The 25,940-nt window shown below is 72.7% G+C and carries 25 protein-coding genes and 1 riboswitch; of the genes, 13 read left to right on the forward strand and 12 right to left on the reverse strand.

Annotated features, from left to right (window positions below):
• Positions 1-243: 243 nt before the first annotated feature.
• Complete coding sequence (locus tag ACWDAK_RS02000) at positions 244-1,590, forward strand: class II 3-deoxy-7-phosphoheptulonate synthase (protein ID WP_425557508.1); 1,347 nt, start codon at positions 244-246, stop codon at positions 1,588-1,590.
• A 309-nt stretch (positions 1,591-1,899) separates the two neighbouring features.
• Positions 1,900-2,148: a (2Fe-2S)-binding protein gene (locus tag ACWDAK_RS02005; protein WP_344634105.1), complete on the forward strand. Its 249-nt coding sequence runs from the start codon at positions 1,900-1,902 to the stop codon at positions 2,146-2,148.
• Between the two features lie 13 nt (positions 2,149-2,161).
• Here the strand turns inward: ACWDAK_RS02005 and bfr are convergent, their stop codons facing one another.
• The gene (gene bfr, locus ACWDAK_RS02010) at positions 2,162-2,641 is read right to left on the reverse strand and encodes a bacterioferritin (protein ID WP_344634104.1); all 480 of its coding nucleotides are present in this window, start codon (positions 2,639-2,641) and stop codon (positions 2,162-2,164) included.
• Between the two features lie 201 nt (positions 2,642-2,842).
• Here bfr and ACWDAK_RS02015 point away from each other — a divergent pair, with 201 nt between their 5' ends.
• Positions 2,843-3,472 carry a sulfite oxidase-like oxidoreductase gene (locus ACWDAK_RS02015; protein WP_427393203.1) on the forward strand — a complete coding sequence of 210 codons (630 nt, stop codon included), beginning with the start codon at positions 2,843-2,845 and terminating at the stop codon, positions 3,470-3,472.
• 52 nt (positions 3,473-3,524) lie between these two features.
• Here ACWDAK_RS02015 and pknB read toward each other — a convergent pair whose 3' ends face one another.
• The 4 genes from pknB to thiO form a co-directional block, all read right to left on the reverse strand.
• Complete coding sequence (gene pknB / locus ACWDAK_RS02020) at positions 3,525-5,255, reverse strand: Stk1 family PASTA domain-containing Ser/Thr kinase (protein ID WP_427393202.1); 1,731 nt, start codon at positions 5,253-5,255, stop codon at positions 3,525-3,527.
• 126 nt (positions 5,256-5,381) lie between these two features.
• Positions 5,382-6,200, reverse strand: a complete 819-nt coding sequence (locus ACWDAK_RS02025) for a thiazole synthase (RefSeq protein ID WP_344634101.1) — start codon at positions 6,198-6,200, stop codon at positions 5,382-5,384.
• 7 nt (positions 6,201-6,207) lie between these two features.
• Positions 6,208-6,417, reverse strand: coding sequence for a sulfur carrier protein ThiS (thiS, locus tag ACWDAK_RS02030; protein ID WP_344634100.1), 210 nt, complete (start codon positions 6,415-6,417; stop codon positions 6,208-6,210).
• Entirely contained in the window at positions 6,414-7,577 is a 1,164-nt protein-coding gene (gene thiO, locus ACWDAK_RS02035; RefSeq protein ID WP_427393201.1) for a glycine oxidase ThiO, read from the reverse strand. Before thiO ends, thiS begins: the two co-directional genes overlap by 4 nt.
• Positions 7,572-7,684, reverse strand: a riboswitch (TPP riboswitch). (Overlaps the previous gene by 6 nt.)
• A gap of 120 nt (positions 7,685-7,804) precedes the next feature.
• Between thiO and ACWDAK_RS02040 the strand changes: the two genes are divergently transcribed.
• From ACWDAK_RS02040 to thiE, 3 genes are all read left to right on the forward strand, one after another.
• A complete protein-coding gene (locus tag ACWDAK_RS02040) occupies positions 7,805-8,989 on the forward strand; it encodes an NAD(P)/FAD-dependent oxidoreductase (RefSeq protein ID WP_344634399.1) in 1,185 nt (394 codons plus the stop codon).
• Between the two features lie 83 nt (positions 8,990-9,072).
• The gene (locus ACWDAK_RS02045) at positions 9,073-9,438 is read left to right on the forward strand and encodes an Rv2175c family DNA-binding protein (RefSeq protein ID WP_344634098.1); all 366 of its coding nucleotides are present in this window, start codon (positions 9,073-9,075) and stop codon (positions 9,436-9,438) included.
• A complete protein-coding gene (gene thiE / locus ACWDAK_RS02050; RefSeq protein ID WP_427393200.1) occupies positions 9,438-10,082 on the forward strand; it encodes a thiamine phosphate synthase in 645 nt (214 codons plus the stop codon). The genes ACWDAK_RS02045 and thiE overlap by 1 nt, the downstream gene beginning before the upstream one ends.
• 83 nt (positions 10,083-10,165) lie before the next feature.
• On the opposite strand, the gene ACWDAK_RS02055 is transcribed toward thiE, so the two are convergent.
• A complete protein-coding gene (locus tag ACWDAK_RS02055) occupies positions 10,166-11,272 on the reverse strand; it encodes a polyprenyl synthetase family protein (RefSeq protein WP_344634096.1) in 1,107 nt (368 codons plus the stop codon).
• Positions 11,273-11,421: 149 nt separating this feature from the next.
• Here ACWDAK_RS02055 and metF point away from each other — a divergent pair, with 149 nt between their 5' ends.
• The 3 genes from metF (at position 11,422) to ACWDAK_RS02070 (ending at position 13,863) form a co-directional block, all read left to right on the forward strand.
• Positions 11,422-12,336: a methylenetetrahydrofolate reductase [NAD(P)H] gene (gene metF / locus ACWDAK_RS02060; protein WP_344634095.1), complete on the forward strand. Its 915-nt coding sequence runs from the start codon at positions 11,422-11,424 to the stop codon at positions 12,334-12,336.
• Positions 12,337-12,432: 96 nt separating this feature from the next.
• Positions 12,433-13,293 carry a hypothetical protein gene (locus tag ACWDAK_RS02065; RefSeq protein ID WP_427393199.1) on the forward strand — a complete coding sequence of 287 codons (861 nt, stop codon included), beginning with the start codon at positions 12,433-12,435 and terminating at the stop codon, positions 13,291-13,293.
• A gap of 135 nt (positions 13,294-13,428) precedes the next feature.
• The gene (locus tag ACWDAK_RS02070) at positions 13,429-13,863 is read left to right on the forward strand and encodes an SRPBCC family protein (RefSeq protein ID WP_427393198.1); all 435 of its coding nucleotides are present in this window, start codon (positions 13,429-13,431) and stop codon (positions 13,861-13,863) included.
• Between the two features lie 30 nt (positions 13,864-13,893).
• Here the strand turns inward: ACWDAK_RS02070 and ACWDAK_RS02075 are convergent, their stop codons facing one another.
• Both ACWDAK_RS02075 and ACWDAK_RS02080 read right to left on the reverse strand, forming a co-directional pair.
• Positions 13,894-15,342, reverse strand: a complete 1,449-nt coding sequence (locus tag ACWDAK_RS02075) for a phytoene desaturase family protein (RefSeq protein WP_427393197.1) — start codon at positions 15,340-15,342, stop codon at positions 13,894-13,896.
• Between the two features lie 71 nt (positions 15,343-15,413).
• Entirely contained in the window at positions 15,414-16,040 is a 627-nt protein-coding gene (locus tag ACWDAK_RS02080; protein WP_427393196.1) for a DUF4126 domain-containing protein, read from the reverse strand.
• A gap of 668 nt (positions 16,041-16,708) precedes the next feature.
• Between ACWDAK_RS02080 and ACWDAK_RS02085 the strand changes: the two genes are divergently transcribed.
• From ACWDAK_RS02085 to ACWDAK_RS02095, 3 genes are all read left to right on the forward strand, one after another.
• On the forward strand, positions 16,709-17,311 hold the full coding sequence (locus tag ACWDAK_RS02085) for an SAV_6107 family HEPN domain-containing protein (RefSeq protein ID WP_344634090.1): 603 nt from the start codon (positions 16,709-16,711) through the stop codon (positions 17,309-17,311).
• Positions 17,312-17,442: 131 nt separating this feature from the next.
• On the forward strand, positions 17,443-18,195 hold the full coding sequence (locus ACWDAK_RS02090; protein ID WP_427393195.1) for a methyltransferase domain-containing protein: 753 nt from the start codon (positions 17,443-17,445) through the stop codon (positions 18,193-18,195).
• Between the two features lie 260 nt (positions 18,196-18,455).
• Positions 18,456-18,839, forward strand: coding sequence for a DUF3040 domain-containing protein (locus tag ACWDAK_RS02095; RefSeq protein WP_344634088.1), 384 nt, complete (start codon positions 18,456-18,458; stop codon positions 18,837-18,839).
• A 71-nt stretch (positions 18,840-18,910) separates the two neighbouring features.
• Here ACWDAK_RS02095 and ACWDAK_RS02100 read toward each other — a convergent pair whose 3' ends face one another.
• From ACWDAK_RS02100 to ACWDAK_RS02115, 4 genes are all read right to left on the reverse strand, one after another.
• Positions 18,911-21,286: a transglutaminase family protein gene (locus ACWDAK_RS02100; RefSeq protein ID WP_427393194.1), complete on the reverse strand. Its 2,376-nt coding sequence runs from the start codon at positions 21,284-21,286 to the stop codon at positions 18,911-18,913.
• Positions 21,283-22,614 (reverse strand): DUF58 domain-containing protein, encoded by a 1,332-nt coding sequence (locus ACWDAK_RS02105; RefSeq protein WP_427393193.1) that lies wholly within the window; start codon positions 22,612-22,614, stop codon positions 21,283-21,285. The genes ACWDAK_RS02100 and ACWDAK_RS02105 overlap by 4 nt, the downstream gene beginning before the upstream one ends.
• Position 22,615: 1 nt before the next feature.
• A complete protein-coding gene (locus tag ACWDAK_RS02110) occupies positions 22,616-23,566 on the reverse strand; it encodes an AAA family ATPase (protein ID WP_344634398.1) in 951 nt (316 codons plus the stop codon).
• Positions 23,567-23,936: 370 nt separating this feature from the next.
• Positions 23,937-24,476 carry a beta-class carbonic anhydrase gene (locus tag ACWDAK_RS02115; RefSeq protein WP_344634085.1) on the reverse strand — a complete coding sequence of 180 codons (540 nt, stop codon included), beginning with the start codon at positions 24,474-24,476 and terminating at the stop codon, positions 23,937-23,939.
• Between the two features lie 495 nt (positions 24,477-24,971).
• On the opposite strand from ACWDAK_RS02115, the gene rsmH reads away from it, so the two are divergent.
• Entirely contained in the window at positions 24,972-25,940 is a 969-nt protein-coding gene (gene rsmH, locus ACWDAK_RS02120; protein WP_344634084.1) for a 16S rRNA (cytosine(1402)-N(4))-methyltransferase RsmH, read from the forward strand.

Here is a 25,940-nt window from a genome sequence, read left to right on the forward strand (position 1 = left end):
TCGTGCGATACGCCGACGGCCGCCCCGAGGGGCGGCCGTCGTGTCGTCTAGGGACGCGCGAGCTGTGGGCCACCCGGAGGGTCGGCCCACCACCAGCAGAGGGTGTGCGGCGCGGTCATGGGACGAGGGTAGCGGATCGGCTCCGGAGGTGATGGCGATCACCGGGAATGTCCAGATCTCGTCTCATCCATCGGGCAGCGTGCCCAAATCGTTTGCGCGACCCCGTAGCCTTGACCCGTGACCGTGACAACTGAGACAAACGGGACCGGCCAGCACAGCTGGCAGTCCCTTCCCGCGGCGCAGCAGCCTGAATGGCCGGACCAAGAGGCTCTGCGCAAGGTACTTGCGGAGCTCGCCTCGTATCCGCCGCTCGTCTTCGCCGGCGAGTGTGACCAGCTGCGCGCCCGGCTCGGTGCCGTCGCGCGCGGTGAGGCATTCCTGCTGCAGGGCGGCGACTGCGCCGAGGCGTTCGACGCCGTGTCCGCCGACCAGATCCGCAACAAGCTGAAGACGCTGCTGCAGATGGCCGCGGTGCTGACCTACGCGGCCTCGGTGCCCGTGGTCAAGGTCGGCCGGATCGCCGGCCAGTACTCCAAGCCGCGTTCCAAGTCCGTCGAGACCCGGGACGGCGTGACCCTCCCGGTGTACCGGGGCGACTCGGTGAACGGCTTCGATTTCACCCCCGAGGCCCGCATCCCGGACCCGGAGCGCCTGAAGCGGATGTACAACGCCTCCGCCGCGACGCTCAACCTGGTCCGCGCCTTCACCACCGGTGGTTACGCCGACCTGCGCCAGGTGCACGCCTGGAACCAGGACTTCGTCCGCAACTCGCCCGCGGGGCAGCGCTACGAGCGGCTGGCCAAGGAGATCGACAACGCGCTGGCCTTCATGAAGGCGTGCGGGGTGGCTCCGGAGGAGTTCAAGACGGTCGAGTTCTTCTCCTCGCACGAGGCGCTGGTGCTCGACTACGAGACCGCGCTGACCCGTACCGACTCGCGGACCGGCCACCTGTACGACGTGTCCGGCCACATGGTGTGGATCGGTGAGCGCACCCGGCAGCTGGACCACGCGCACATCGAGTTCGCATCCAAGATCCGCAACCCGATCGGCGTGAAGCTCGGTCCGACCACCACGGTCGACGAGGCGCTCACCCTGATCGACCGGCTCGACCCGGAGCGTGAGCCGGGCCGGCTCACCTTCATCACCCGGATGGGCGCCGGCAGGATCCGCGAGCACCTGCCCGCCCTGGTGGAGAAGGTCACCGCGACCGGTGCCCAGGTGGTCTGGATCTGTGACCCGATGCACGGCAACACCTTCGAGGCCGCCACCGGCCACAAGACCCGCAGCTTCGACGACGTGCTCGACGAGGTCAAGGGCTTCTTCGAGGTGCACCGCGCGCTGGGCACCCACCCGGGCGGCATCCACGTCGAGCTGACCGGTGACGACGTCACCGAGTGCGTCGGCGGCGGTGACGAGGTCCAGGTGGACGACCTGCACCAGCGCTACGAGACGGCCTGCGACCCGCGGCTCAACCGCAGCCAGTCGCTGGACCTGGCGTTCCTGGTCGCGGAGATGTACCGCGGCAACTGACGCCGGCCCTCCGCCCCGAGTCGAAGGGCGCGCCGATGCCGAAAGCGACGAGCGAGAAGCGAGCGAAGGGGGCACCCCCGGCCGGAGGCTGGGGGAGAGTGCGGGAGCGAGGAGCGTCGGCATCGGATCGGAGCGCCCGGAGGCGAGTGGGCGACTGACCGGGCGAGTGTGACGAAGGCCCCTCCGTTTTCGGTGAATCCGGGAGCGGAGGGGCTTCTTCGTCCCCGGTCCATTGGGTAAGGTGAGGCTAAGTGAGCTAAGGCAAGCCTTGGCTCTGTTCCATGAGCACGACCCCCGGGAGAGACCGCGATGTACGTCTGCATGTGCCATGCGGTCACCGAGGACGAGGTCAAGCAGCAGATCGACGGCGGGGCCAACACCCCGCGCCAGATAGCCAAGGGCTGCAAGGCCGGCACCGACTGCGGCTCCTGCGTGCGGCGGATCCAGGCGCTGCTGGGTGAGCACGGCGCGCGCCCGTGTCCGACCGCCCGGCTGGCCGCCAGGCTGGGACTGGCCGAGCCGGAGACCGGGCTGGTCGAGCCGCTGCGTGCGGCCTGAGCAGCCGGGCGGGTCAGGACTCGGGCTGCTCGATCACCTGGGCGATGTAGAGGGCCTCGCCGAGTTTCTCCACCAGCTCGAGCTGGGTGTCGAGGTAGTCGATGTGGTCCTCCTCGTCGGCCAGGATGTCCTCGAAGATGTTGGCCGAGGTGATGTCGTTCTTGGCCCGCATCAGCACGATCCCGCGCTTCAGCCGGTCGATGGCCTCGACCTCGATCTGGCGGTCGGCCTCGAACATCTCCTTGACCGTCTGGCCGATCCGGACGTGGAACAGTCGCTGGTAGTTCGGCAGGCCGTCGAGGAAGAGGATCCGGTCGGTGAGCACCTCGGCGTGCTTCATCTCGTCGAAGGACTCGTGCCGGGTGTGCTTCGCGAGCTTCGTCCAGCCCAAGCTCTCCTGCATCTTGGCGTGCAGGAAGTACTGGTTGATGGCGGTCAGCTCGGCGGTGAGCTGCTCGTTCAGGAACTCGATGACCTCTGAGTCGCCCTTCATGGCGGTGCCTTCCTGCTCATGCGTCGCACGCGAAACCCACGGCTGTGACCGCATCGTGACACCCTCTTGGGTGAGAATTCCAGTTAGTTCACACTTAGTGGCAGATGTGGTGGAACGTCCGATTTGTCCGCTATGTGGATGGCAGGGCCTCCCACCAGGGCCGCCCGCGGCGTCCGGTCCGCTGTCTGTCACCATGGAGCCATGGGTCAGCACGAACGAGAAGAGCTTCAGCCGTCTGACCCCAGGCTCCCTCCCGGCCAGCGGCTGCAACGCGGCTGGCCGGTGCTGCACTACGGGCCCGTTCCCCGGTTCAAGCCGCTGACCTGGGACTTCCAGGTCTTCGGGGCCACCGCCTCGGCCGAGAAGCACCGCTGGGACTTCGAGGGCTTCCACGAACTGCCCAGGACCACCGTGCGCGGCGACTTCCACTGCGTGACCAGGTTCTCGATGCTCGACAGCGAGTGGAGCGGCGTGGCGGCCGGCACCATCCTCGACCTGGTGCCGCCGAGCCCCGACACCACGCATGTGATGGTCTGGGCGGAGTACGGCTACAGCGCCAACCTCCGGCTCGCGGACTTCGCGGACTCGCGGACGGTCTTCGCCACCCACCACAACGGCGAGCCGCTCACCGTGGAGCACGGCTTCCCGGTGCGCCTGGTCGTGCCGCACCTGTACGCCTGGAAGGGGCCGAAGTGGGTGCGTGCGGTCGAGTACATGCGCGCCGACCGCCGGGGCTTCTGGGAGGAGCGCGGCTACCACAACCTGGCCGACCCGTGGGCCGAGCAGCGCTACTCGTACCAGGAGAAGCCCGGCGACGGACCGCTGCGCTGACCGGCCGTGCGGTGGCCGCGGGCGGGTCCCCGGGGCCCGCGTCCCGGAGGGCTCAGAAGGCCGGCAGCTTCAGGGTGACCGCGGTGCCCTGAGGGGCGGGCGTGCCGGCGGCCGGGCTCTGGCTGATGACCTTGCCGGTGCCGAAGAAGTCGAGGCCACTGGTCTGGCCCTGGAAACCGGCGGCGGTCAGCGCCTTGGTGGCCGCCTCCTTCGTCAGGCCGACCACGTTCGGAACCGGAACCATGCCCTTGGAGACCACCAGCGCCACCGGGGTGTTCAGTGCCACCTGCCCGCCCGCGGCCGGGGTGAAGCTGATCACCGAGCCCTGGGGCACCGTGTCGTTGTACGTCTCGGTGACGGTGCCCGGTACGAGACCGACATCGGTCAGCGCCTTGCGGGCCTGGTCCAGCGGCTTACCGGCCAGATCGGGCACGGCGATCCGCTGCGGGCCCTTGGAGAGCGTCACCTTCACCGGATCGCTCTTGCGCGCCCGCTGTCCGACACCCGGGTCGGAGGAGACCACCTGCCCGGCCGGGACGCTCTCGCTGAACTGCTGACTGAACACGCCCTGCAGCCCGGCCTTGTCCAGGGTCTGCACCGCCTGCGCCCGGGTCTGTCCCAGCACGCTCGGCACCGTCGCGTACACGGCGCTGGAGAGGAAGTACGTCGCACCGCCGACCAGGGCGAGCAGCACGGCCACCACCGCCGTCCACACCAGTGGCTTGCGCGAGCGGCGCGGCCGGGCGGGAGGTACGTCCTGGGGTTCGTCGTACGGGCGCGGGTGGGCGAAGTCGAGTGTGGGGAGGTCGAGCACACTGGTGCGCTCCACCTGCCGCTCGACCACTGCGGTCACCTCGCCGGTGGGGTACTGCGGGGTGGTCCTGGACGAGGCCGGGGGTTCGGTGTCCAACTGCTCGGGCGTGAGCGAGCGGCGGGCCCGCTGGAGGGTGGCCAGCAGCTCGACGGCGTCGTAGGGGCGGGCCTGGGGATCGCGGGCGGTGGCCGCCGCCACGATGGCGTCGAGCCCCGGAGCGACGTTGGGCGCCACCTGCGAGGGCGGCGGGACGTCCTCGTGCAGATGGCGGTAGATCACCTGCATCGGGTTGTCGCCGATGTGCGGCTTGCCGCCGGTGAGCATCTCGTACAGCAGGATGCCGGCCGCGTAGACGTCGACCCGCTGGTCGGTCGGCGCACCGGGCTGGATCTGCTCGGGGGCGAGGTACGAGACCGTGCCGAGCACGGTGGTGGCCGAGGTGGTGTTGGTGACCGCGCCGTCCCCGCCGGAGAGCACCCGGACCAGGCCGAAGTCGGCCACCTTCACCAGGCCGCTGTCGGTGATCAGGACGTTCTCCGGCTTCACGTCCCGGTGCACCAGGCCGGCCCGGTGTGCGGCGCCGAGGGCGGCCAGCACCGGCTCCAGGACGTCCAGGGCGGCCCGGGCACTCAGCGCGCCGCGCTCGCGCAGCAGGTCGCGCAGGGTGCAGCCGGGCACGTACTCCATGGCCAGGAAGACCGTGCGGCCGTCCGCCCCCTGGTCGAAGACGTTGACCACGTTGGAGTGGGTCAGCCGGGCGACGGCCTTGGCCTCGCGGATGAACCGGGCGGTGAAGTCGGGGTCGTCCACCAGGGACGGGTGCATCACCTTGAGCGCGACCACCCGGTCGAGCCTGGTGTCGGTGCCCCGGTAGACGGTGGCCATGCCGCCGGCCGCGATGCGCTGCTCGACCCGGTACCGGCCGTCGAGCAGAGTACCGATCAGGGGATCGTGCAGCGTTGTGTCCACCAGAGGAGTCTAGGGGGTCACGTATTTGCCGTGCTGCACGCGAATTCGCCGCGGTGCGCGCGAACCCTGTCGGGGAGGCGGGCACGCCCCCACTCCCGGGGGCGTGCCGGGCCGCGGTGGCCGCCGCTAGAAGGCGGGCCGTTCGCGGTGGTCGAGGTCGGCGCGGCCGGCCATGGCGGAGGAGGCCTCGGCGTGGAAGCGGCGCGGGATGCGGCCCGCCCGGTAGGCGAGCCGGCCGGCCTCGGTGGCGTGCCGCATCGCCTCGGCCATCAGCACCGGCTCCTGGGCCCGGGTGACCGCGGAGGCCAGCATGACGGCGGCGCAGCCGAGTTCCATCGCCAGCGCCACGTCGGAGGCGGTGCCCGCACCCGCGTCCAGGATCACCGGGACGCCCGCACTCTCCACGATCAGCTGGAAGTTGTGCGGGTTGCGGATGCCCAGCCCGGAGCCGATCGGCGAGCCCAGCGGCATGATCGCCGCACAGCCGACGTCCTCCAACTTCCGTGCCAGCACCGGGTCGTCGTTGGTGTACGGAAGTACGGTGAAGCCGTCGTCCACCAAGGTCTCGGCCGCGTCCAGGAGTTCGATCGGGTCGGGGAGCAGGGTGCGCTCGTCCGCGATGACTTCGAGCTTGACCCAGTCGGTGCCGAGCGCCTCGCGGGCCAGCCGGGCGGTCAGCACGGCCTCTCCGGCGGTGAAGCAGCCTGCGGTGTTGGGAAGGATGCGAATGCCGTTGCGGGTCAGGACGTCCAGGACCGAACCGTGGGTGTTCGGGTCGACCCGGCGCATCGCGACGGTGGTCAGCTCGGTACCCGAGGCGCGCAGCGCCTGCTCCAGGACCTCCAGGCTCGGCGCACCGCCGGTGCCCATGATCAGACGGGAGTCGAAGGTGGTGCCGGCGATGGTGAACCGGTCCTTCTCGTCGTCGAGTCGGGTGTCGGCCATGGCGGCGTCAGCCTCCCTGTACGGCGGTGAGGATCTCGACGCGGTCACCCGAGTCGAGCACGGTGTCGGCCCACGCGCTGCGCGGGACGACGGTCTCGTTCAGCGCGGCGGCCACTCCGGTCGGCGCCTTGCTCAGCGCGGCCACCACCTCGGCGAGCGTGGTCGCGGACGGAATCCGGCGCGGTTCGCCGTTGACGGTGAGGGCGATCTCGTTCATGCGGGGACCTTCGTGCCGAAGCGGCTGGGGGAGAAGGGGACGGCGAGTTCGGGGACGGTGCCGGTGGTCAGGTACTCGGCGAGCAGGTCGCCCGTCACCGGGGCGAGCAGGACGCCGTTGCGGTAGTGGCCGGTGGCCGCCACCAGCCCGGGAAGGGCGGTCGGACCGAGCAGCGGGGCGTTGTCCGGTGAGCCCGGCCGCAGCCCCGCACCGGTCTCCACCAGCGGCAGTTCGGTGAGCCCCGGGACCAACTCGTGTGCGTCCCTCAGCAGTTCGTACACCCCGCCGGCGGTGACCGTGGTGTCGTAGCCCTGCTCCTCGGTGGTCGCGCCGATCACCAACTCGCCGTCGGCGCGCGGCACCAAGTAGACGTGCTTCCCGCGCACCACCGCGCGGACGTTGCGGGAGAGGAACGGTGCGTACGGCCGCGGGATCCTCAGTCGCAGCACCTGGCCCTTGACCGGCCGGATGGCCGGCAGCACGCCCTCGGGCAGACCCGGCAGCAGGTGGCTGCGGCAGCCCGCGGCGAGCACGATGCGCTCCGCGCGCAGCAGTTCGCCGGTGGACAGGCGCACGCCCGCCACCCGGTCGCCCTCGACCAGCAGCTCGGTCGCCTCGGCGGGGAGCAGCTGAGCTCCGGCCCGCTCGCAGGCCCGCACCAGGGCGGTGGAGAGCCGCCGGGGGTCCACCTGGTGATCGCCCGTCACCTGCAGTCCGCCGCGCGCACCGGGCGCCAGCATCGGCTCCAGCCTGCGGCACTCGCGGCCGGTCAGCCAGTGCGACTCCAGGCCGAGCCGCTGCTGGAAGGCGTGCAGTTCGCGCAGCTCCTCGCGGTCGTCGGAGTCCAGCGCCACCGCCAGGGTGCCGGTCCGCCGGTAGCCGGTGTCCAGGCCGGTGAGCTCGGACAGCTCGGCGGTGAAGGCCGCGTACCGTTCGTTGGAGGCCATACCGAGCCGCAGCAGCGGCTCCTCGCCGTACTGGAGCTCGGTGACGGGCGCCAGCATCCCGGCCGCCACCTGCGCCGCCCCGCCGCCGTGGGCCGGATCGACCACCACGACCGCGAACCCCCGCTGGGCGGCACGCCAGGCCACGCCCAACCCGATGACACCGCCACCGATCACCAGCACGTCGGTGCCCGACCCGCTCACAACGCGTGTCAAAGCTGCTCTTCTCCCTTCGCCGGCATGACCCGGATCAGGTTCGGACGGTCGCGGGCCGCCGCAGCCCGCCTCTCAGCCCGGTGCGCCGGGCTCCCGTGATGGTCCAACCACCATAACGCCGGGCCCGGCCCGGGCCGAATGCGCCCACGGATTGCGGACAGGCCCCCGGATGCCGTCGCCCGGCTCGGTAGGGTGGCCGGGTGGCAGAGCTGAGCATCACGGATCCGATGGTCGTCGTGGGGGCCGGGATGGCGGGGGCGCAGGCGGCGCTCGCGCTGCGGCAGGGGGGCTGGCGCGGGCCGATAGCCCTGGTCGGCGAGGAACGGCACCCGCCGTACGACCGGCCGCCGCTGTCGAAGGACGTCCTGCTGGGCAAGCGCGACTCCACCGAACTGGACATCGACTGGCAGGACCTGGGCGTGGAGCTGCTGCCCGGCCGCCGGGCCACCGCCGTGGCGCCGGGCGTCCTGCACACCGACGCCGGTGAGCTCCCGTACGGCGGCCTGGTGATCGCCACCGGTGCCGCACCGATCGCCCTGCCGGGCTCGGACGGCGCGCGGGTGCTGCGCACCGTGGACGACGCGCTCGCGCTGCGGGCCGAGCTGGTGCCCGGAGCGCGGCTGGTCCTGGTCGGGGCGGGCTGGATCGGAGCCGAGACCGCGACGGTGGCGCGGCAACTGGGATGCGAGGTGACGGTGGTCGAGGCGGGCCCGGCCCCGCTGGCCGGTGCCCTGCCCACCGAGCTCGGCGCGCTGATGGCCGACTGGTACGCCGCCGCCGGGGCGGAACTGCGCTGCGGCACCGGCGTCGCGGCCGTCGAGCCGGACGCGGTCGAGCTCACCGACGGCACCCGGCTGCCCGCCGACCTGGTCGTGGTCGGCATCGGCGCCCGCCCGGCCACCGGCTGGCTCGCGGGCAGCGGCGTCGGGCTGGACGCGTCCGGCGCGATCCTGGTGGACGAGCGGCTGCGCACCGGCGCGGAGCACGTCTGGGCGGCCGGCGACTGCGTCTCGTACCCCTCGGCCCGATTCGGTACCCGGCTGGCCGTCCAGCACTGGGACCACGCGCTGCAGTCCGGCCGTGCCGTGGCCGCCTCGGTGCTGGCCACGGCACTCGGGCAGGAGCCCGCTGAGCCGTACGACCCGGTGCCGTACTTCTGGTCGGAGCAGTTCGGCCGGATGGTCCAGTACGTCGGGCGGCACGCCGGCGCGGACCGGCTGGTGTGGCGGGGCTCGGCGCAGGACCCGGCCTGGGCGGTGCTCTGGCTGCGGGAGGACCGGCTGGTCGGGATGCTCGCGGTGGACCGTCCGCGTGACGTCACCCAGGCCCGGCGACTGATCGCCACAGGCGCCGTCCTCGATCCGGCGAAGGCGGCGGATGCGTCGCTCCAGCTCAAGGCGGCGGTGGCCTGAAGGCTCCGACCTGAGCGGGACGGGCGGCGGTGCCGGGGCGGAGGTAGGTGCGCGGGGGCGCCGAGAGGTGAGAGTCTGGTGCCGTGAGTGAGATCGATCCGAAGATTGAAGCCCTGGTCCCCGCCTGGATGTACCTGCCCGACATCTCCGAGCAGTGGGGTGTCCTGGTCACCGAGGTCCGCAACCAGGTGAAGGCGGGCCACCTGGTGGCGGTCCGGCGCGGCGAGAACAAGGCGCTCCAGGTGCCCGCCGCGTTCATCGACACCGACGGCCCGGTCAAGCACCTGGTCGGCACCCTGACCGTGCTGCGGGACTGCGGGTTCAACGACGAGGAGATCCTCGAGTGGATGTTCACCGAGGACCCGTCGCTGCCCGGCAGCCCGATCCAGGCCCTGCGGGAGAACCGGGGCACCGAGGTCAAGCGCCGCGCCCAGGCGATGGCGCTCTGATGGCGGACGTCCGTACCCGGCTGGCGGACGCCCGTCTCTACCTGTGCACCGACGCCCGGCGCGAGCAGGGTGACCTGCCAGAGTTCCTGGACGCGGTACTGGCGGGCGGCGTGGACATCGTCCAGCTCCGCGACAAGGGCCTGGAGGCCCGGCAGGAGCTGGAGTGCCTGGAGATCATCGCCGACGCCGCCCGGCGGCACGGCAGGCTCTTCGCGGTCAACGACCGCGCCGACGTCGCGCACGCCGCCCGCCCGCACGTGCTGCACCTCGGGCAGGACGACCTACCGGTACCGGCGGCGCGGGCGATCCTCGGCGACGAGGTGGTGATCGGACGGTCCTGCCACGCCGAGTCCGAGGTGGACGCGGCGATCGTCGAGCCGGGCGTGGACTACTTCTGCACCGGCCCGGTCTGGCCCACCCCCACCAAGCCCGGCCGTCCCGCCCCCGGGCTCGGCCTGGTCTCGTACGCGGCCAAGGCCGTCACCGACCGCCCGTGGTTCGCGATCGGCGGTATCGACCTGTCCAACCTGGACGAGGTGCTCGCGGCCGGCGCCCGGCGGATCGTGGTGGTCCGGGCGATCACGGCCGCCGAGGACCCGGGCGCGGCGGCGGCGGAGCTGGCCCGCCGCATCCGGGTGGCCTGACGTCCTTCGGGCCGGCGGGGCACGCGGTGCCCGCCGGCCCCGCCTCCGGGGCGTGCCCGACAGCCCGCGCCGCCCCGGCGGCGTCAGTACTTGCGGACGGTGGCCGCCTCGGCCAGGGCGAGCAGGGCGGCGCGGGCCGGGCCGCCGGACAGCGGGGCGGCGTCGAGGGCGTCGAGGGACTGCCGCATCAGCTCCGCGATCCGGTCCTCGACCAGCTCGGCCGCGCCGCTGCGCTCGACCAGCCGGCGCAGTTCGGGGATCTCCTCGGCGGTCAGGTCGGGAGCGCCGAGGCGCCGGTCCAGCCGGCGGGCGTCCGCGGCGCCGAGACCGCGCATCGCGTGCGCGATCAGCAGCGTCCGCTTGCCCTCGCGCAGGTCGTCACCGGCCGGCTTGCCGGTGACCGCCGGGTCGCCGAAGACGCCGAGCAGGTCGTCGCGGAGCTGGAACGCCTCACCCAGCGGCAGCCCGAACTCCGAGTACGCGGTGAGCACTTCGGGTCCGGCCCCGGCCAGCAGGGCACCGATCTGGAGCGGGCGCTCGATGGTGTACTTGGCCGACTTGTAGTGCAGTACGGTCCGGGTGCGGGCCAGCGCGCCCTCGTCCGTGGAGTCCCCGGCGACCGGCTCCAGCACGTCCAAGTACTGACCGACCATCACCTCGGTGCGCATCAGGTCGAAGACCGGCTTGGCCGCCAGCACCCGCATCGAGGGCAGTCCGGAGCGCAGGAAGAGCTCGTCGCACCAGATCAGCAGCAGGTCGCCGAGCAGCACCGCCGCCGAGGCGCCGTACTGCTCGCGGTCGCCGCGCCAGCCGCTGCTGCGGTGCAGGGCCTCGAAGCGGCGGTGCACCGAGGGCAGGCCGCGCCGGGTGTCGCTGCGGTCCATCAGGTCGTCGTGCACCAGGGCGCTGGCCTGGAGCAGCTCCAGCGCGGCGGCCGCCCGCGCGATGGACGGGTCCTCAGATGCGCCGCCCGCGCCGCGCCAGCCCCAGTAGCAGAAGGCCGGCCGCAACCGCTTGCCGCCGTCCAGCAGGAACTCGCGCAGCGCCTCGGTGACGGGCAGCAGCTGGGCGGAGATCCCGGAGAGCAGTGCGGACTGCCCGTCCATGAACTCCGCGAGGGCCGCGTTGACGCGCTCGCGGACGGCCTCCACGGCTATGGGGTCGACCGACTGGCTGCTGGACGAGGGCACGAGGAACTCCGGATCACTGGGGTGACAATCAGACTAACGGGAGGACCGCCCGAGCCCGCCATCAAGGGCTTCCCCCGCCTTTCCGACCGGCGTCTCAGTTGGTGGACAAAAACTGTCAGGCCCTTCGCCGCGCCCGCTAACCTGCCAGCATGGCACTTGGCATCTCCTCCACCAGGACCGACCGCGCCCAGACGGTCCACGACCTGCTGGCGGCCGGGGATCGTTCGTTCTCCTTCGAGTTCATGCCCCCGCGCAGCGAGGACGCCGAGCGCCGCCTGTGGGACGCGATCCGCCGCTTGGAACCGCTCAACCCCAACTTCGTCTGCATGACCTACGGCGCCGGCGGCTCCTCCCGGGGCCGCACCGTCGACATGGTCGGCCGGATCGCCACCGAGACCACCCTGACCCCGGTCGCCCACCTCACCGCCGTCGACCACTCGCTGGCCGAGCTGCGCAACATCATCGGCCACTACGCGGACCAGGGCGTCCGCAACGTCCTCGCCGTCCGGGGCGACCCGCCCGGCGACCCGCAGGGCGAGTGGGTCCGCCACCCGGAGGGCGTCACCTACGCGTACGAGCTGGTCGAGCTGATCAAGGGCATCGGCGACTTCTGCGTCGGCGTGGCCGCGTTCCCGCAGATGCACCCGCGCTCGGACAGCTGGGACGACGACATCCGGCACTTCGTCCACAAGGTCCGCGCGGGCGCCGACTACGCGATCACCCAGATGTTCTTCGAGGTCGAGGACTACCTGCGGCTGCGCGACCGGGTCGCCGCGGCCGGCTGCGGGGTGCCGATCATCCCGGAGATCATGCCGGTCACCAACATCCGGCAGCTGGAGCGCTTCCCGCAGCTGTCCGGGTCGGACTTCCCGGAGGACCTGAAGCGCCGCTTCGAGGCCGTCGCCGACGACCGGGAGGCGGTGCGCGCCATCGGTATCGAGCACGCCACCGCGATGTCGGAGCGGCTGCTCGCCGAGGGCGCTCCCGGCCTGCACTTCATCACCCTGAACCACTCCACCTCGACCCTGGAGATCTACCAGAACCTCGGTCTCCACCAGCGCTGAGCCGGCCGCCCTCGGCCGGTCCCGGCGATGTGGGTCCGGGGCCGCCGAGCAGGTACAGTCGCCCGCACACGCGCGGTTCGCGACTGGAGGTAGCGGATGGGCATCGGATATCTGGTGCTGTACGTCGCGCTGGCGCTGGTGGCGCTCTGGTTGCTCGCCGAGCTGCTGCTGCAGAGCCGCGCGCCGCTGCACTGGCGGGCCCTCGCGCTGGTCGGTTTCCTGGGCGTGGTCGCCGGGATGCGGCTCGGTTCGGTGGTGGTGATCGGAGCCGGTGCGGCGGCCTTCGCCCTCGGCCAGGTCTTCGTCACCCGTGCGGTCAAGCAGGGCAGCGTCTCGGCCTGGTCGCTGCGCGGCAAGGACGGTGCTCTGCCGGGCCCGCTCGCCCGGATCCCGCTGCTCAGCGCCGCCACCGGCGGTGCCGCCGTGGCCGCCGCCGCGGCGGTGCAGCAGGTGGGCGAGGTCGGGCCGATCGAGGAGGCCGCCCCGCTCGCGCCGGTGCCCGCGCCCCGCGACCCGAGCCCGTTCGAATCGGTACCGTCCGATCCGGACCCCTTCGATCCGGACCCCTTCGATCCCTACGGACAGTCGGCCGCGTACTCGCCGTACGGGCAGATGCAGGAGATCGGCGACGCCAGCGTGTACGTCGAGCCCTTCCAGCCGACCGAACCGTACCCGGTCGGCGCCTACCAGCCGCAGCCCGCCGAGCCTGCCCCGTACGCCGACCAGCACTGGCCGCAGCAGCCCGGGTACGGGTACGACCAGTCCTACCAGGCGTACCAGGCATATCAGGATCCGTACGGCCAGCAGCACCAGCAGCCCCAGTACCAGGACGGCCAGCAGCACCAGTACCAGGACGGCCAGCAGCAGTACGCCCAGCCCTGGGAGTACCAGCAGCCGCAGGCCGTGGAGCAGTCCGGCTACGGCCACAATCCCTGGGGTTACCAGCAGCAGGGCTGAGGCCGGGGTCGTTCGGGGAGTGCCGTCCTGCCCCCCGTCCGAACCGTTCGGCTCCCCTGACGACGAACCCGTGACCGATCGGGTGGTCGGGCCGTAGGCTGGTCGGGTTGACGCATCGTCAGTCATGCGCCGGGGGTGCCTGTGTCCCATGCCGTCACGGTCGAGGTCGCGGCTTCGCCCGCGCGGGTCTGGCAGGTGCTGGCGGACGTCGAGCGCTGGCCCTCGTGGACCGCCACCGTCTCGGAGGTGCGCCGGCTGGAGGAGGGTCCGTTCGGCGTCGGCAGCACGGTGCGGATCCGGCAGCCCAGGCTCCGCCCGGCCGTCTGGCAGGTGACGGTGTACGAGGTCGGCCGCTGCTTCGTCTGGCAGAGCGGTGCCCCGGGTGTACTGACCGTAGCCGAGCACCGGATCGACCCGCGGACGGCCGGCGGTGCGGACGTCACGCTGACTCTCGGCCAGTTCGGTCCGGCGGCCCCGGTGATCGGCGTGGTCTACGGGCCGCTGACCCGCCGCTACCTGGCCATCGAGGCGGCCGGCCTCAAGCGGGCCGCCGAACAGCCGCCTCCGTGAGCCCGGGCGCCGGTGCCGGGGCGTGTGCCGTCAGGCCGGGCCGATCCCGGCGGCCGTGATCGAGGCGGACATCCCGGCCCTGGCCAGGCCCCCGCCGGGGTGGACGGTGGCGCCGATCAGGTACAGGCCCGGGATGCCGGAGTCGTTCGGCGGGTTGAGGAACCGCCCGTCGGCCCCGGCCAGCGACGGGGGGAGCAGGGCGGCGGTCGGCGGCAGCACCTCGCGCCACAGCACCCGTTCGCGCAGATCGATTCCGGTGGCCGCCAGGTGGTCCAGCAGATGGTCGGCGTACGCCTCGAAGTCCGGTGCTAGCTCGGCGAGTTCGTCCGGATCGGGCACGGTGACGGTGAGCGTGGCGGCCTCGTGCGCGTCGTCCGGGCGCAGCGTCGGATCGTCGGGCCGGTGCACCTGCACCGTGGGGTACTCGGGCAGCCCGGGGCGCTCGAAGACCCGGTCCAGTTCGCGCTCCAGGTCCCGGGCGTGCACCACCGTGCGGTACGCCGTGCCGGCCGGGCGCGCGCCCCGCAGGGCCAGCAGAACGGTGAGCCGGCCGGTGGAGGGGCCCTCGCCGAACTTGGGGTCGAGGCCGGGCACGATGCCGCACCGGGCCAGGGTACGGGCGTCGACCGCCGAGAGCACCAGATCCGCCTCGAAACGGCGCTCCCCGGCCGCGACCCCGCGGGCACTGCCGTCAGCCACCAGCACCTCGGTGACCGGAGTGTCGAAGTGGAACTCCACCCCGCGCTGCTCGCACCGCCGGTACACCGCCTCGGCCAGCGCCCGGTTGCCGCCGGTGACGTACCAGACGCCGAAGGACTGCTCCATGTACGGCAGCACGCTGGCCCCGGCCGGCGCCTCGTCGGGGGAGAGGCCGAAGCGCAGTGCGTACTCGTACAGCAGCGCGGTCAGCCCGGGGTGACCGCCGAGCTCGCGTTGGGCGACGTCGGCGAGGGTGCTGGTGCGGCGGGAGAAGCGGGCCAGTCCGCGGCGCGGCGGCGCCGGGTACGGATCGGTGCGCAGCGGACCGGGGTCGGCCGGCAACGGCTCCTCCAGCAGTGGCCGCCGGGTGGCCTCCCAGACCGTGCGGGCCCGGTTCATCACCTCGCCCCAGCGCTCGCCCGACCCCGGGCCGAAGGCCTCGTCCAGGGCCTGGGCGACCCCGCCGCGCGAGGCGTTGGGCAGCAGCAGGTCCGTACCGTCCGGGAAGAGGTGCCGGCTCTCCGGTGCCACCGGCGCCAGATCGACCAGCTGCTCCAGCGGCTCGCGGCCGGACTTCAGCGCGAGGTCGCGGTAGACGGCGGGCAGCGTGAGCAGCCCGGGGCCGGTGTCGAAGGAGAAGCCGTCCCGCTCGTAGCGGCCGAGCATCCCCCCGTACGTCCCGCTCGCCTCACAGACCGTCACTCGGTGTCCGAGGGTGGCCAGCCGGGCGGCGGCGGCCAGTCCGCTGATTCCTGCGCCGATGATGACGATCCGTGCCATGGGACCTGATCCTAGGTCTTGCCCGGCGGCTCCTTCCGGCTCCGTCCCTCGGCGGTCGGTGGCCGGGCGGTTCAGGGGCGTCCCGCGCCGAGCGGCTGGGGCTGCCGCGCGGCGGTCCGCTGTGCCTTTCGCTCACGGCGCCGCTGGCGGAATGCGCGGATCCGGGAGACGGCGAACCAGACCAGCACCACGCCGACCACCAGCAGGACCGCGGCGATGGACGCGGCGAACCACGGGTGGAAGATCGCCAGGGTGACCAGGCCGGCCACCGAGAGATCCTCGACCAGGCTGACGGCGATGTTGCTGGCGGGCTCCGGAGAGGTGTTGACGGCCATCCGCAGTGAGGCCTTGATGAGATGACTGACCAGCGCCGTCGTACCGCCCACCGCACCGGCCGCCACCTCGCCGAGCGAACCCGGGTGGGCGCTGGCCAGCAGCGCGGCCACGGTCGCACCGGCGATCGGGCGGATCACGGTGTGGATCGCGTCCCACACCGTGTCCACGTACGGGATCTTGTCGGCGACCGCCTCGCAGAGGAACAGCGCGGTCGCGGCGACGAGTACATCGGTGCGCTCCAGCACCGGCGGCACCGACTCCGCCCCGGCGAAGCGTCCGAGCAGGCCGAGCAGCATCACCACGGCGTAGGCGTTGATCCCGCTCGCCCAGCCGCTGGTGAAGATCAACGGGACGATGCCCACTTTCGCGATCCCCCTTGGAACCCATGTCCGACGTTCGGGCCACACCGTATCGGGACGCACGGACGGCCCGGGTTCTCAGGACGCCGCCGGGTGCCGGCCGGTTCCAGCCCGCCGGGCGGTCGCCGGGAATTGAGTACGGATACTCAGTTCCCGACTTGAGTACCCGATCGGATGGCCTCCGACCTGCGGAAACCGGCATAGTTACGGCATCGGGACGACGGCCTTCGAACAGGCGGCGCCCGGTGGCGGTTCCGGGTCCATCGGCCGTGTGGGGCAACGATGCGGCCCGCTGCGGAGCCGTGTGAACCGGCCGGACGACGGCCGCGCACCGCCGGTACGGGGCGGCGGAGCGGGGTCGTGGGGAGGGCGGCCGGTGGGGGGAGTGCCGGGGGGGAGTACCGGGCAGTGCCGGGCCGTAGCGCCGGGTGCGTCCGGTTGACGGGCGGGCGGTTCCGCACGGCAGGCCGACGGGGGAGTCGGGGCGGCCGGGCGGGACCGCCCTTGCCGTTGTCCGCCGGGCCGCGGGTGGTGACCGGATCCGTGCGCTCCTCGGGGACCCGGCGGAGCCTGTGCGGACGAAACGGCAGACGGATTGTCAGTGGTGCCGTTCAGGATGGAATCGCACGGGCCACCCGGCCCGCGCCACCCGCTTCGGACCGGGGGATGCCATGACCATCAGCCGTCCTGAGACCATCACCCACCGCCCAGCCGCCGACCCTCGTAGCCCCGCGCCCCAGAACCCTCCGGCCCAGAGCCCCGCGCCACAGAGCCCCGCAGCGCAGGGTCGGGGCGCCGACATCCACCCGGTACTGCGCCGGGCCGCCGCCCCGCCCGCCGCCCTGGACCTGCTGCGCCAGGCGGACCTGACCCTCGTCCGTGCCCGCCAGTACGAGGACCCGCTGGAGCGGTACGCCGCCGCGCACCTGGCCGCGCTGCGCGCCACCGCGGCCGTGCTCGCCGTGCGCGGGCGGCCGGAGAAGAACCCGCGCCGCCGGCGGGCCATCCGCAGCGCCTGGGACGTGCTGCCCGAGGTCGCCCCCGAACTCGCCGAGTGGGCCGTGTACTTCGCGGCCGGTGCCCGCCGCCGGGCCGCCGCCGAGGCGGGTATCCGGGGTGCGGCCGGCCCGCGCGACGCGGACGACCTGATCCGCAACACCGCGCTCTACCACCGCATCGTGCAGCGCCTGCTGGGCCTGTACCCCGAGCCGCCGGCCCGGCCGCCGAACCTCGACCGCCGCGCCGCCGCGAAGGAGGACGACACGCGGCGCTAGCTGGTCGTGGGCGGGTCCGCGCCGCGGACGCCTCGTGCAGCCGATGTGGCCGGGGTGGGACGGGATTGCGCAGGGGCCGGGCGGACTAAGGTGGGGGCATCAGCGAACCCCCGCCACGAGGAGCTCCAGTCTTGTACCCGACGCGTCCCCGCAGCGCCCTGCGTACCGCCGTGGTGTGGGAGGTGGTGAAGACGGCCCTGGAAGGCCGGGCCGCCGAACTGGACCAGCCGGTGCTGGACGTGCTCGACACGGGCGGTGGCACCGGCAACTTCGCCGTGCCGGTGGCCCGGCTGGGCCACCGCGTGACGGTGGTCGACCCGAGCCCGGACGCGCTCTTCGCGCTGGAGCGCCGGGCCGCCGAGGCGGGCGTCACCGACCTGGTCCGCGCCGTCCAGGGCGACACCCAGACCCTCCCCGAGGTGGTCGACCCGGCCAGTGTGGACGTGGTGCTCTGCCACGGCGTCCTGGAGATGGTGGACGACCCGGCCGAGGCGCTCGGCAACCTCACCGCGACGCTGCGCAAGGGTGGACTGGTGAGCCTGCTCGCGGCCAACCGCAACGGCGCCGTGCTGGCCCGTGCCCTGGGCGGGCACTTCACCGAGGCCAGGGCCGCCCTGGACGCCGCCGACGGCCGCTGGGGCGAGCAGGACCCGATGCCGCGCCGCTTCAGCGCCGAGGAGCTCGGCCGGCTGGCCCGCGCCGCCGGCCTGCGGGTGGACTCGGTGCACGGCGTACGGGTCTTCGCCGACCTGGTCCCCGGGGTCCTGGTGGACACCGAGCCCGGCGCGATGGAGGCGCTGCTCAAGCTGGAGCAGGCTGCGGCCGGGGAGCCCGCGTTCCACGCCGTGGCCACCCAGCTGCACCTTCTCGCCTCGCTCGCCTGACCATTCGACCGCAACCGCGAAGGATTCCTTCGTTCCGGGCACTTGTCCAGGCGCTGCGCCGTTGGGCACCGTACGGGAGGCACACGCGTACGCGGCCGGAGCCACGTGCGCCCGACCGTCCCGTACCCGGCCCCTGGGACCGTATGATCTGGGTAAAGCCGGAAAGCATGACAGCCAGAACCATGGGGCATATGGACCACACAGGGCCGAGCCAGGGGTGGCGGACCGGTCGCCCCGCGACCGACGAGTAGGAGGACTCCGTGCCGCTCTCGGAGCACGAGCAGCGACTGCTCGAGCAGATGGAGCGAGCGCTGTACGCAGAAGATCCCAAGTTCGCGTCAGCGCTCGAGGGAACCGGGCTGCGCACCTACACCCGTCGGAAGGTCTACCTGGCCGCCGCGGGGTTCGTCGTGGGTGTCGGCCTCCTGATGGGGGGCATGGTCGCTCAGTACGTCTGGGTGGGCGTCGTCGGGTTCCTGGTGATGCTGGGCTGCGCGGTCCTCGCCGTCACCTGGTGGAGGCGTAGCCCCGGCGGGCACGGAGCGGGCCCGAAGGCGGCTCCGGCTCCGCGCCGGAAGGCCGGTGTGATGGACCGGATGGAGCAGCGCTGGCAGCGCCGCAGGGATGAGCACAACGGCATCTAGCCGGTCGGTGATCTGGACATACGGGTGAGGGCGGGCAGTCGGTGGACTGCCCGCCCTCACCCGTTCCGGTACTACCGCCTGCGCAACGGCGCCATCAGGCGGTCGGAGACTCGTCCGACGGCGTCCCGGACGGCGGCGGCCCGGTCCTGGAACCGCCAGCCCAGGCGCGCCGAGGACGGCGGCAGCAGGACGGCCCTGGCCCGGTCGCGCCGCCCGGCGGCGGCCCGCAGGCCCGCCGCGGCGGTCCGTACGTCCGCCCCCACCGCGGACCGGGGCTGCGGAAGACGAGCGTAGAGCACCTGCTCGGTGGCCAGGGCGACCCGGCCGGCGGCGGCCGCGGCGGTCCCGTCCAGCCGCCCGGTCTCGGCGATCCGCTCGACCGCGCGACGCGGGGTGCGCGTCTCGTCGGGCGGGATCCCCAGGTCCCAGGCGGTGTCGATCAACTCCTCCCAGGCGGCCAGCACCTGCTGCTCGGTCGGCTCGGCGGACGGGCCGCCGGGCAGGTGCCGGCCGGCGCCGAGGCGGCGGCGGCGCTGCCTCAGGCGCCAGAGCATCGGCGTGGCCAGCAGGGTGAGGACCAGCAGACCCGCCGCGAAGGAGGCCAGGGCCTGCCAGCCGAGCCACCACGAGGTGGCCGCCGCGGTGCGCGGCGCGGTCTTGCTCCGGTCCGCGCAGTCCCCGGCGCGGCGCTGCAGCGCGTTGCAGGCGCTGCTGGTGCTGGGCGAGGCCGAGGCGCTGGCGGTCGGTTCGGCGGAGGGCCGGTCGGACGGGGCGCTGGACGCGGGTGCGGTCTGCTCCTGGGAGTAGCCCGGGGCGCCGCCCCGGCTGGGAGTCGGCTCGAACCGGAGCCAGCCGGCGCCGTGGAAGTACAGCTCGGGCCAGGCGTGGTAGTCCTGCGCGTGCACCACGTAGTGGCCGTTGCCCTGGTCGCTGCCGGGGACGAACCCGACGGCGACCCGGGCGGGAATGCCGAGCGTGCGGGCCATGGCGGCCATGGTGGCCGCGAAGTGGACGCAGAAGCCGGTCTTGTCCCGCAGGAACCGTACGATGGCGTCACTGCCGGTGGCGGCGGGAACCTGCAGGTTGTAGTGGAACTCAGGGGAGTTGAACCAGTTCTGCAGGGCCACCGCGCGGTCGTAGGCGTTGGTCTTCCCGGCGGTGACTTTCCAGGCGGTCTCGGCGACCACGGCCGGAAGGCCCGGCGGCAGTTGGAGGTACTTCTGCGCGAAGTCGGCGGGCGCCGGTCCCGCCGACCGCAGCTGTGTCGGGCTCGGCTCGATGTCCAGACTGTCGACCTGGTACTTCAGACCGTTGCTCTGCTGGCCGGTGTCGGCGACCACCGTGCGGGTGCCGGGCTCGTACCGCCAGCGGCCCGGCACCGTGATCGTGTCGGCCGGGTAGGGCATCGGCAGGGTGTCGGTGCTGAGGCTGTCGGAGATCGTGACGGTGGTGGAGACGGGGGTGGTGGGTACGGCCGGCCCGAGGCCCTCGGGTGTGGGGAACGGCCTGGGAAGGGGCTGCAGCGGCTGCTCGGAGTACTTCCACTCGACGCCGTCGAAGTCGTCCAGTGAGTTGATCCGCAGGTACATCTGGTTCGCGTTGCTGGCGTCCGAGGTGTAGCTGAACATCTCGACGTTGTCCGGCCGGTTGAGGCTGGCGGTCAGGGTGACCACCGGGTTGAGCGAGGTGATCCGTCCGGCGCCGCCGGGGCCGTTGCCCGCCCCCGGGTTCTTGCCGATCAGGCCGAGGCTGCCCTGCGGGACGAACACCGGGAGGACCAGCGCGCACACCAGGGCGAGCAGCCCGACCCGGTGGCCGTTGTGGGACAGCGGACGGCCGTCGCCCCGCCCGCTGCCGCGGAAGACCCGGCCCCAGCGGGACAGCCGGTCCTGGCCCTCGGAGAGCAGCAGCAGCAGGTAGCCGGCGGCCGCCGGCAGGAACCAGAACCAGGAGTGCCCGGTGGGGTTCAGACCGGTCCCGACCGAGTAGAGCGCGAGCAGCGGCAGGCCGGCGGCGGCGGCCCGCCGGAAGGTCACCGCGAGCGCGTCCACCAGGACGGCGATCAGCGTGACCGAGCCGACCAGGATCAGCCGGAGCCCGGGCGAGGAGGGCGCCGGGATCGTGTACTCCCGGATCGTCGAGACCCCGTCGGCCACCAATGTGCCGACCGCATCGATCGCCTTGGGACCCGGTAGCACACCGGCCGTGAACGAGGACGCGACGGTGACGAACATCAGCAGGTACAGCACGGCCAGCAACTGGAGCGGCACCACCAGCGCCCGGGAGAGGGCGAGGCGGCGCAGACCGGCGCCGACCGCGGCGACCGCGGCGATCTGCACGAGCGCGGCGAGGTACCAGGCGCTCTGGTTGACCAACGGGGTCAGGCAGAGTGTCGTCAGCGAGACGGCCAGCGCCGAGTGGAGCGTCAACTTGGCCCGGGTGGTCACGAACCGACCTCGTCTCGGTAGGGGCCCCGTGCCGGGGAGCCCTGGGCAAAGCGGTCGGCGAGGCGCCAGAGGTCGGGCACCGAGTCGCCGGACACGGCGGGCAGGACGGTCCAGCCGGCTTCGCGGAGCAGCCGGATCCGCCGGGCGGTCCGGTCGTCGGGGGCGTTGGGCAGGATCGCCCGCAGCCCGGACCAGGTCTCGACGGCCAGCACGAAGGCGATCGCGGAACCCGTCCGGCGGCGGAGCTTGCAGAGCCGGGTGAGTTGGTCCTCGTCCAGGTCGCCGAGGACGGCCACCAGCAGGCCCTCGCCGCCGAACCGCAGCACGTCCTCGGCGCGGCTGAAACCGCCGCCGTCGGAGTGCTCGACCACGGCCAGCGCGTCCAGCAGCAGCCCGGCCGACTCGCCGACCGTGGCCGCGGAGCTCTCGGCGCCGGCGACGGAGCTGCCGGTATCGGTGAGCAACCGGGTCCGGTAGCCGAGCTCCAGCAGGTGGACGCCGACCGAGGCGGCGCAGCCGACGGCCCACTCGAAGGAGGAGGCGGGGCCGCTGCCCCGGTGCGCGAACTCCCGGGTGTCCAGCAGCACGGTGGCGCGGGCCCTGAGCGGCTGCTCCTCCCGGCGGACCATCAGCTCGCCGTACCGGGCGGTGGACTTCCAGTGCACCCGGCGCAGGTCGTCGCCGTGCCGGTACTCGCGCGGGATGACGTCGTCGTCACCGGCCAGCGCGAGGGTGTGGGTGTTGCTCTCACCCCGGCCGGCCGACTCGCCGGCCAGCCGTACGGGGGGCAGCGGCTGTACCTGAGGCACCACCGTGAGGATGTCCGAGGCGACGAAGGACCTGATCAGCTCGCACATCCCGAACGGGTCGGCGACCCGCAGCTGGAGCGGTCCGAGCGGGTAGCGTCCGCGCAGGTCCGAGCGGACACGGTAGGAGACCTCCCGGAAGCCGTGCGGCTCGACCCGGTCCAGCACGAAGCGGGGGCGCGGCCCGAGCACGTACGGGACCTGGTCCTCCAGCAGCAGCAGTCCGGTGGGGACCCGGGAGACGTTGTCCAGCCGCAGGTGCACCCGGGCCTCCTGGCCTGCCGTGGCGCGGTGCGGGGAGAGCCGCCGACCGCCGGCGACCCGGTAGCGGGTGCGGAGCAGCAGGGCGGCGGCGCACAGCGGCAGCGCGGCCAGCAGGACGCCCACCTGGAGCAGGGTCTCCTGTCCGAAGACGTACGCGCACACGACGGAGGTGATCCCGGCGGCCAGGAAGGAGCGGCCCCTGGTGGTCAGACCCTGCAGGCCGGTGCGCAGGCCTGACGGCTTGTCGGCCTTCGACACCTCAGCCGCGCCCCTGCGGACGCGGGATCGGCAGCCGGGCCACCAGGTCGAGGACGATCTGCTCGGCGCTGCGACGGCCCAGCTGGGCCTCGGCGGTGGGCAGCAGACGGTGGGCCAGGACGGGGACGGCGAGTGCCTGGATGTCGTCCGGCAGCACGTACTCGCGGCCGTCCAGCGCGGCGGCCGCCCGGGCGGCGCGGACCAGGTGCAGGGTGGCCCGGGGGGAGGCCCCGAGGCGCAGTTCCGGGTGGTTGCGGGTGGCGGCGACCAGGTCGACGGCGTAGCGGCGGACCGGGTCGGCCAGGTGCACCGTGCGGACCAGGTCGATCAGCTTGAGGATGTCGTCGGCGTGCGCGACCGGCCGCAGGTCGTCCAGCGGGTTGGCGCCGGCGTGGTGGTCGAGCATGGCGAACTCGGCCTCGGGGCTGGGGTAGCCGATCGAGATCCGGGCCATGAAGCGGTCGCGCTGGGCCTCGGGCAGGGTGTAGGTGCCCTCCATCTCGACCGGGTTCTGGGTGGCGATCACCATGAACGGGGAGGGCAGCTCGTAGCTGGTGCCGTCGATGGTGACCTGGCGCTCCTCCATCGACTCCAGCAGCGCGGACTGGGTCTTGGGAGAGGCCCGGTTGATCTCGTCGCCGACCACGATCTGGGCGAAGATGGCGCCCGGGCGGAACTCGAAGTCCATTCGCTGCTGGTCGAAGATGCTGGTGCCGGTCACATCGGAGGGCAGCAGGTCGGGTGTGAACTGGATCCGGCGGACCGAGCAGTCGAGCGAGCGGGCGAGCGTCTTGGCGAGCATGGTCTTGCCGACGCCGGGGACGTCCTCCAGCAGCAGGTGCCCCTCGGCCAGCAGCACGGTCAGCGCGATCCGGACCGCCTCCGGCTTGCCGTCGATGACGCTCTCCACCGAGGCGCGGACCCGATCCGCCACCGCACCCAGCTCGTGCAGTCCGGCCGGACGCGGGGCCTCCGCGCGGACGGTGGAGGTCTGTCCGTTATAGGTCGTCACCCGTAAGCTCCCATGGCCCAGTCGCCGGACCTCGTTCCGGGTCCGGCCCCACCCCGATCACGCGGCCTGCCGCCACTTCGGTTCCGGTGCGGTTCCGGAAAGGACCTTGGGACCTGGAGGACCAGCCCAAGAACCGGTGCGGGCCGGTGGCGCGGTCAGGCAGCCCCAGGTGGTGCGGGGCAGCCTGCAGGCGCATTCTTCCCTGCCGGACGGCTGAAAGTCACTCGGGAGGGCGAGACGCGAGCACTGTCCCGGTTCGTCCCCGGGGCGAGCGCGCTCCCGCCGGCCCGGGCCGGCGGGAGCGGCCGGGCTAGTGGACTTCGCGCAGCAGGCCGGTGTGGACGTCGAAGACGAAGCCCCGGACGTCGTCGGTGTGCAGCAGGAACGGGGAGGTGCGCACCCGCTGCATCGACTGGCGGACGTCGCCGTCCAGGTCGACGAAGGCCTCGACGGCCCACTGCGGGCGCTGGCCGACCTCCAGCTCCAGCTCGCGGCGGAAGTCCTCGGTGAGGGCGAGCAGGCCACAGCCGGTGTGGTGGATCAGCACGATCGAGCGGGTGCCGAGCGCACGCTGGCTGATGGTCAGCGAGCGGATGGTGTCGTCGGTGACGACGCCGCCGGCGTTGCGGATCACGTGCGCGTCGCCGAGTTCCAGGCCGAGCGCGGCGAACAGGTCGAGCCGGGCGTCCATGCAGGCCACCACGGTGACCTTCTGCACGGGCCGGGCGTCCATACCGCCGTCGCGGTAGGTGACCGCGTAGGCGCGGTTGGCCTCGACGAAGCGGTCGGTGACGGTGGGGGCGGGCTCGGCAGCGGCGGACGGCTTGGGCCGGTCAGGGGTCACTGTCATGCCGACGACGGTAATAGGATTTCCCACCCGATGGTGGAAGAGGACTGCCGCTTCTTGGGCGGTGTGATAGAGGGCATAGCGGAATGCGCTCGACCATTCGGGTGACTCAGCCGGTTCTGTCCCGTTCTGTCCGGCGCGCGCCGGGCGCGGCGTGCATCTCGCCGGGGGTGCCGGTCCACCGCGCGCGAAGCCGGTCGCACCCCCGCCGACCTGCGGAGAACCGATACCTCCGGCCGGGTGGTGCGCCGTCGAGGACGATTGACTGACCACCTCGGCGCGATAGAGTTGCGGCGAAGTGAAGCACCGGTGTCACGCTCCGTCAACCGTGCCTTTCCGGCCGGTCGGTGCGCTCCGTACGCCGCCTGTGGCCTCCACCCGCTCCGTGCCTCCTGGCGCACCTTCCCCGGTGCCGGGCGGCACTCCTTCCCCAGGCGAGCGGGCGGGGACCAGGGGCGGCGTGCGTGTCGTTCTCGCCCGGTGGTCCAGAATGGTGGGATGAGCAGCGAGAACTCGGCACCCAAGCACGTCCCGGTGATGCTCCAGCGCTGTATGGACGCGCTGGCACCCGCGATCTCCACCCCAGGTGCCGTGGTGGTGGATGCGACCCTCGGCCTCGGCGGGCACAGCGAGGCGCTGCTCACACAGTTCCCCGAGGTCCGGCTGGTGGCCGTGGACCGCGATCCGGTCGCCCTGAAGCTCTCCGCCGAACGGCTGGCCCGCTTCGGCGACCGGGCCACCCTGGTGCACGCGGTGTACGACGAGATCCCGCGGGTGCTGGCGGAACTCGGGATCTCCGAGGTGCAGGGCATCCTGTTCGACCTCGGCGTCTCCTCGATGCAGCTGGACGAGGCCGACCGTGGCTTCGCCTACGCGCAGGACGCGCCGCTGGACATGCGGATGGACCAGTCCCGCGGCCTGAGCGCCGCCGAGGTGCTGAACACCTACAGCCACGGCGAGCTGGCCCGCATCCTCAAGGTCTACGGCGAGGAGCGGTTCGCCGGGAAGATCGCCTCGGTGATCGTGCGGGAGCGGGAGAAGGAACCGTTCTCCACCAGCGCGCGTCTGGTGGAGTTGGTGCGCAACGCCATTCCGGCCGCCACCCGGCGGACCGGGGGCAACCCGGCCAAGCGGACCTTCCAGGCGCTGCGGATCGAGGTCAACGGCGAGCTGGAGGTCCTGGACCGGGCCATCCCCGGTGCGCTGGGCGTGCTCGCACTGGGCGGCCGGATCGCGGTGATGTCGTACCAGTCGCTGGAGGACCGCCTGGTCAAGCAGTACTTCGCGGCAGGTGCTACCAGCACCGCCCCGCCTGGCCTGCCGTTCGTCCCGGAGGAGCACCAGCCCTGGCTGAAGCTGCTCACCCGGGGTGCCGAGCTGGCCACGGAGGAGGAGATCGAGGAGAACCGGCGCGCCGCGCCCGTACGGCTGCGCGTGGCGGAGAGGATCAGGGAGACTCGGGCCTGA

It is taken from the genome of Kitasatospora sp. NPDC001175, assembly GCF_053598215.1.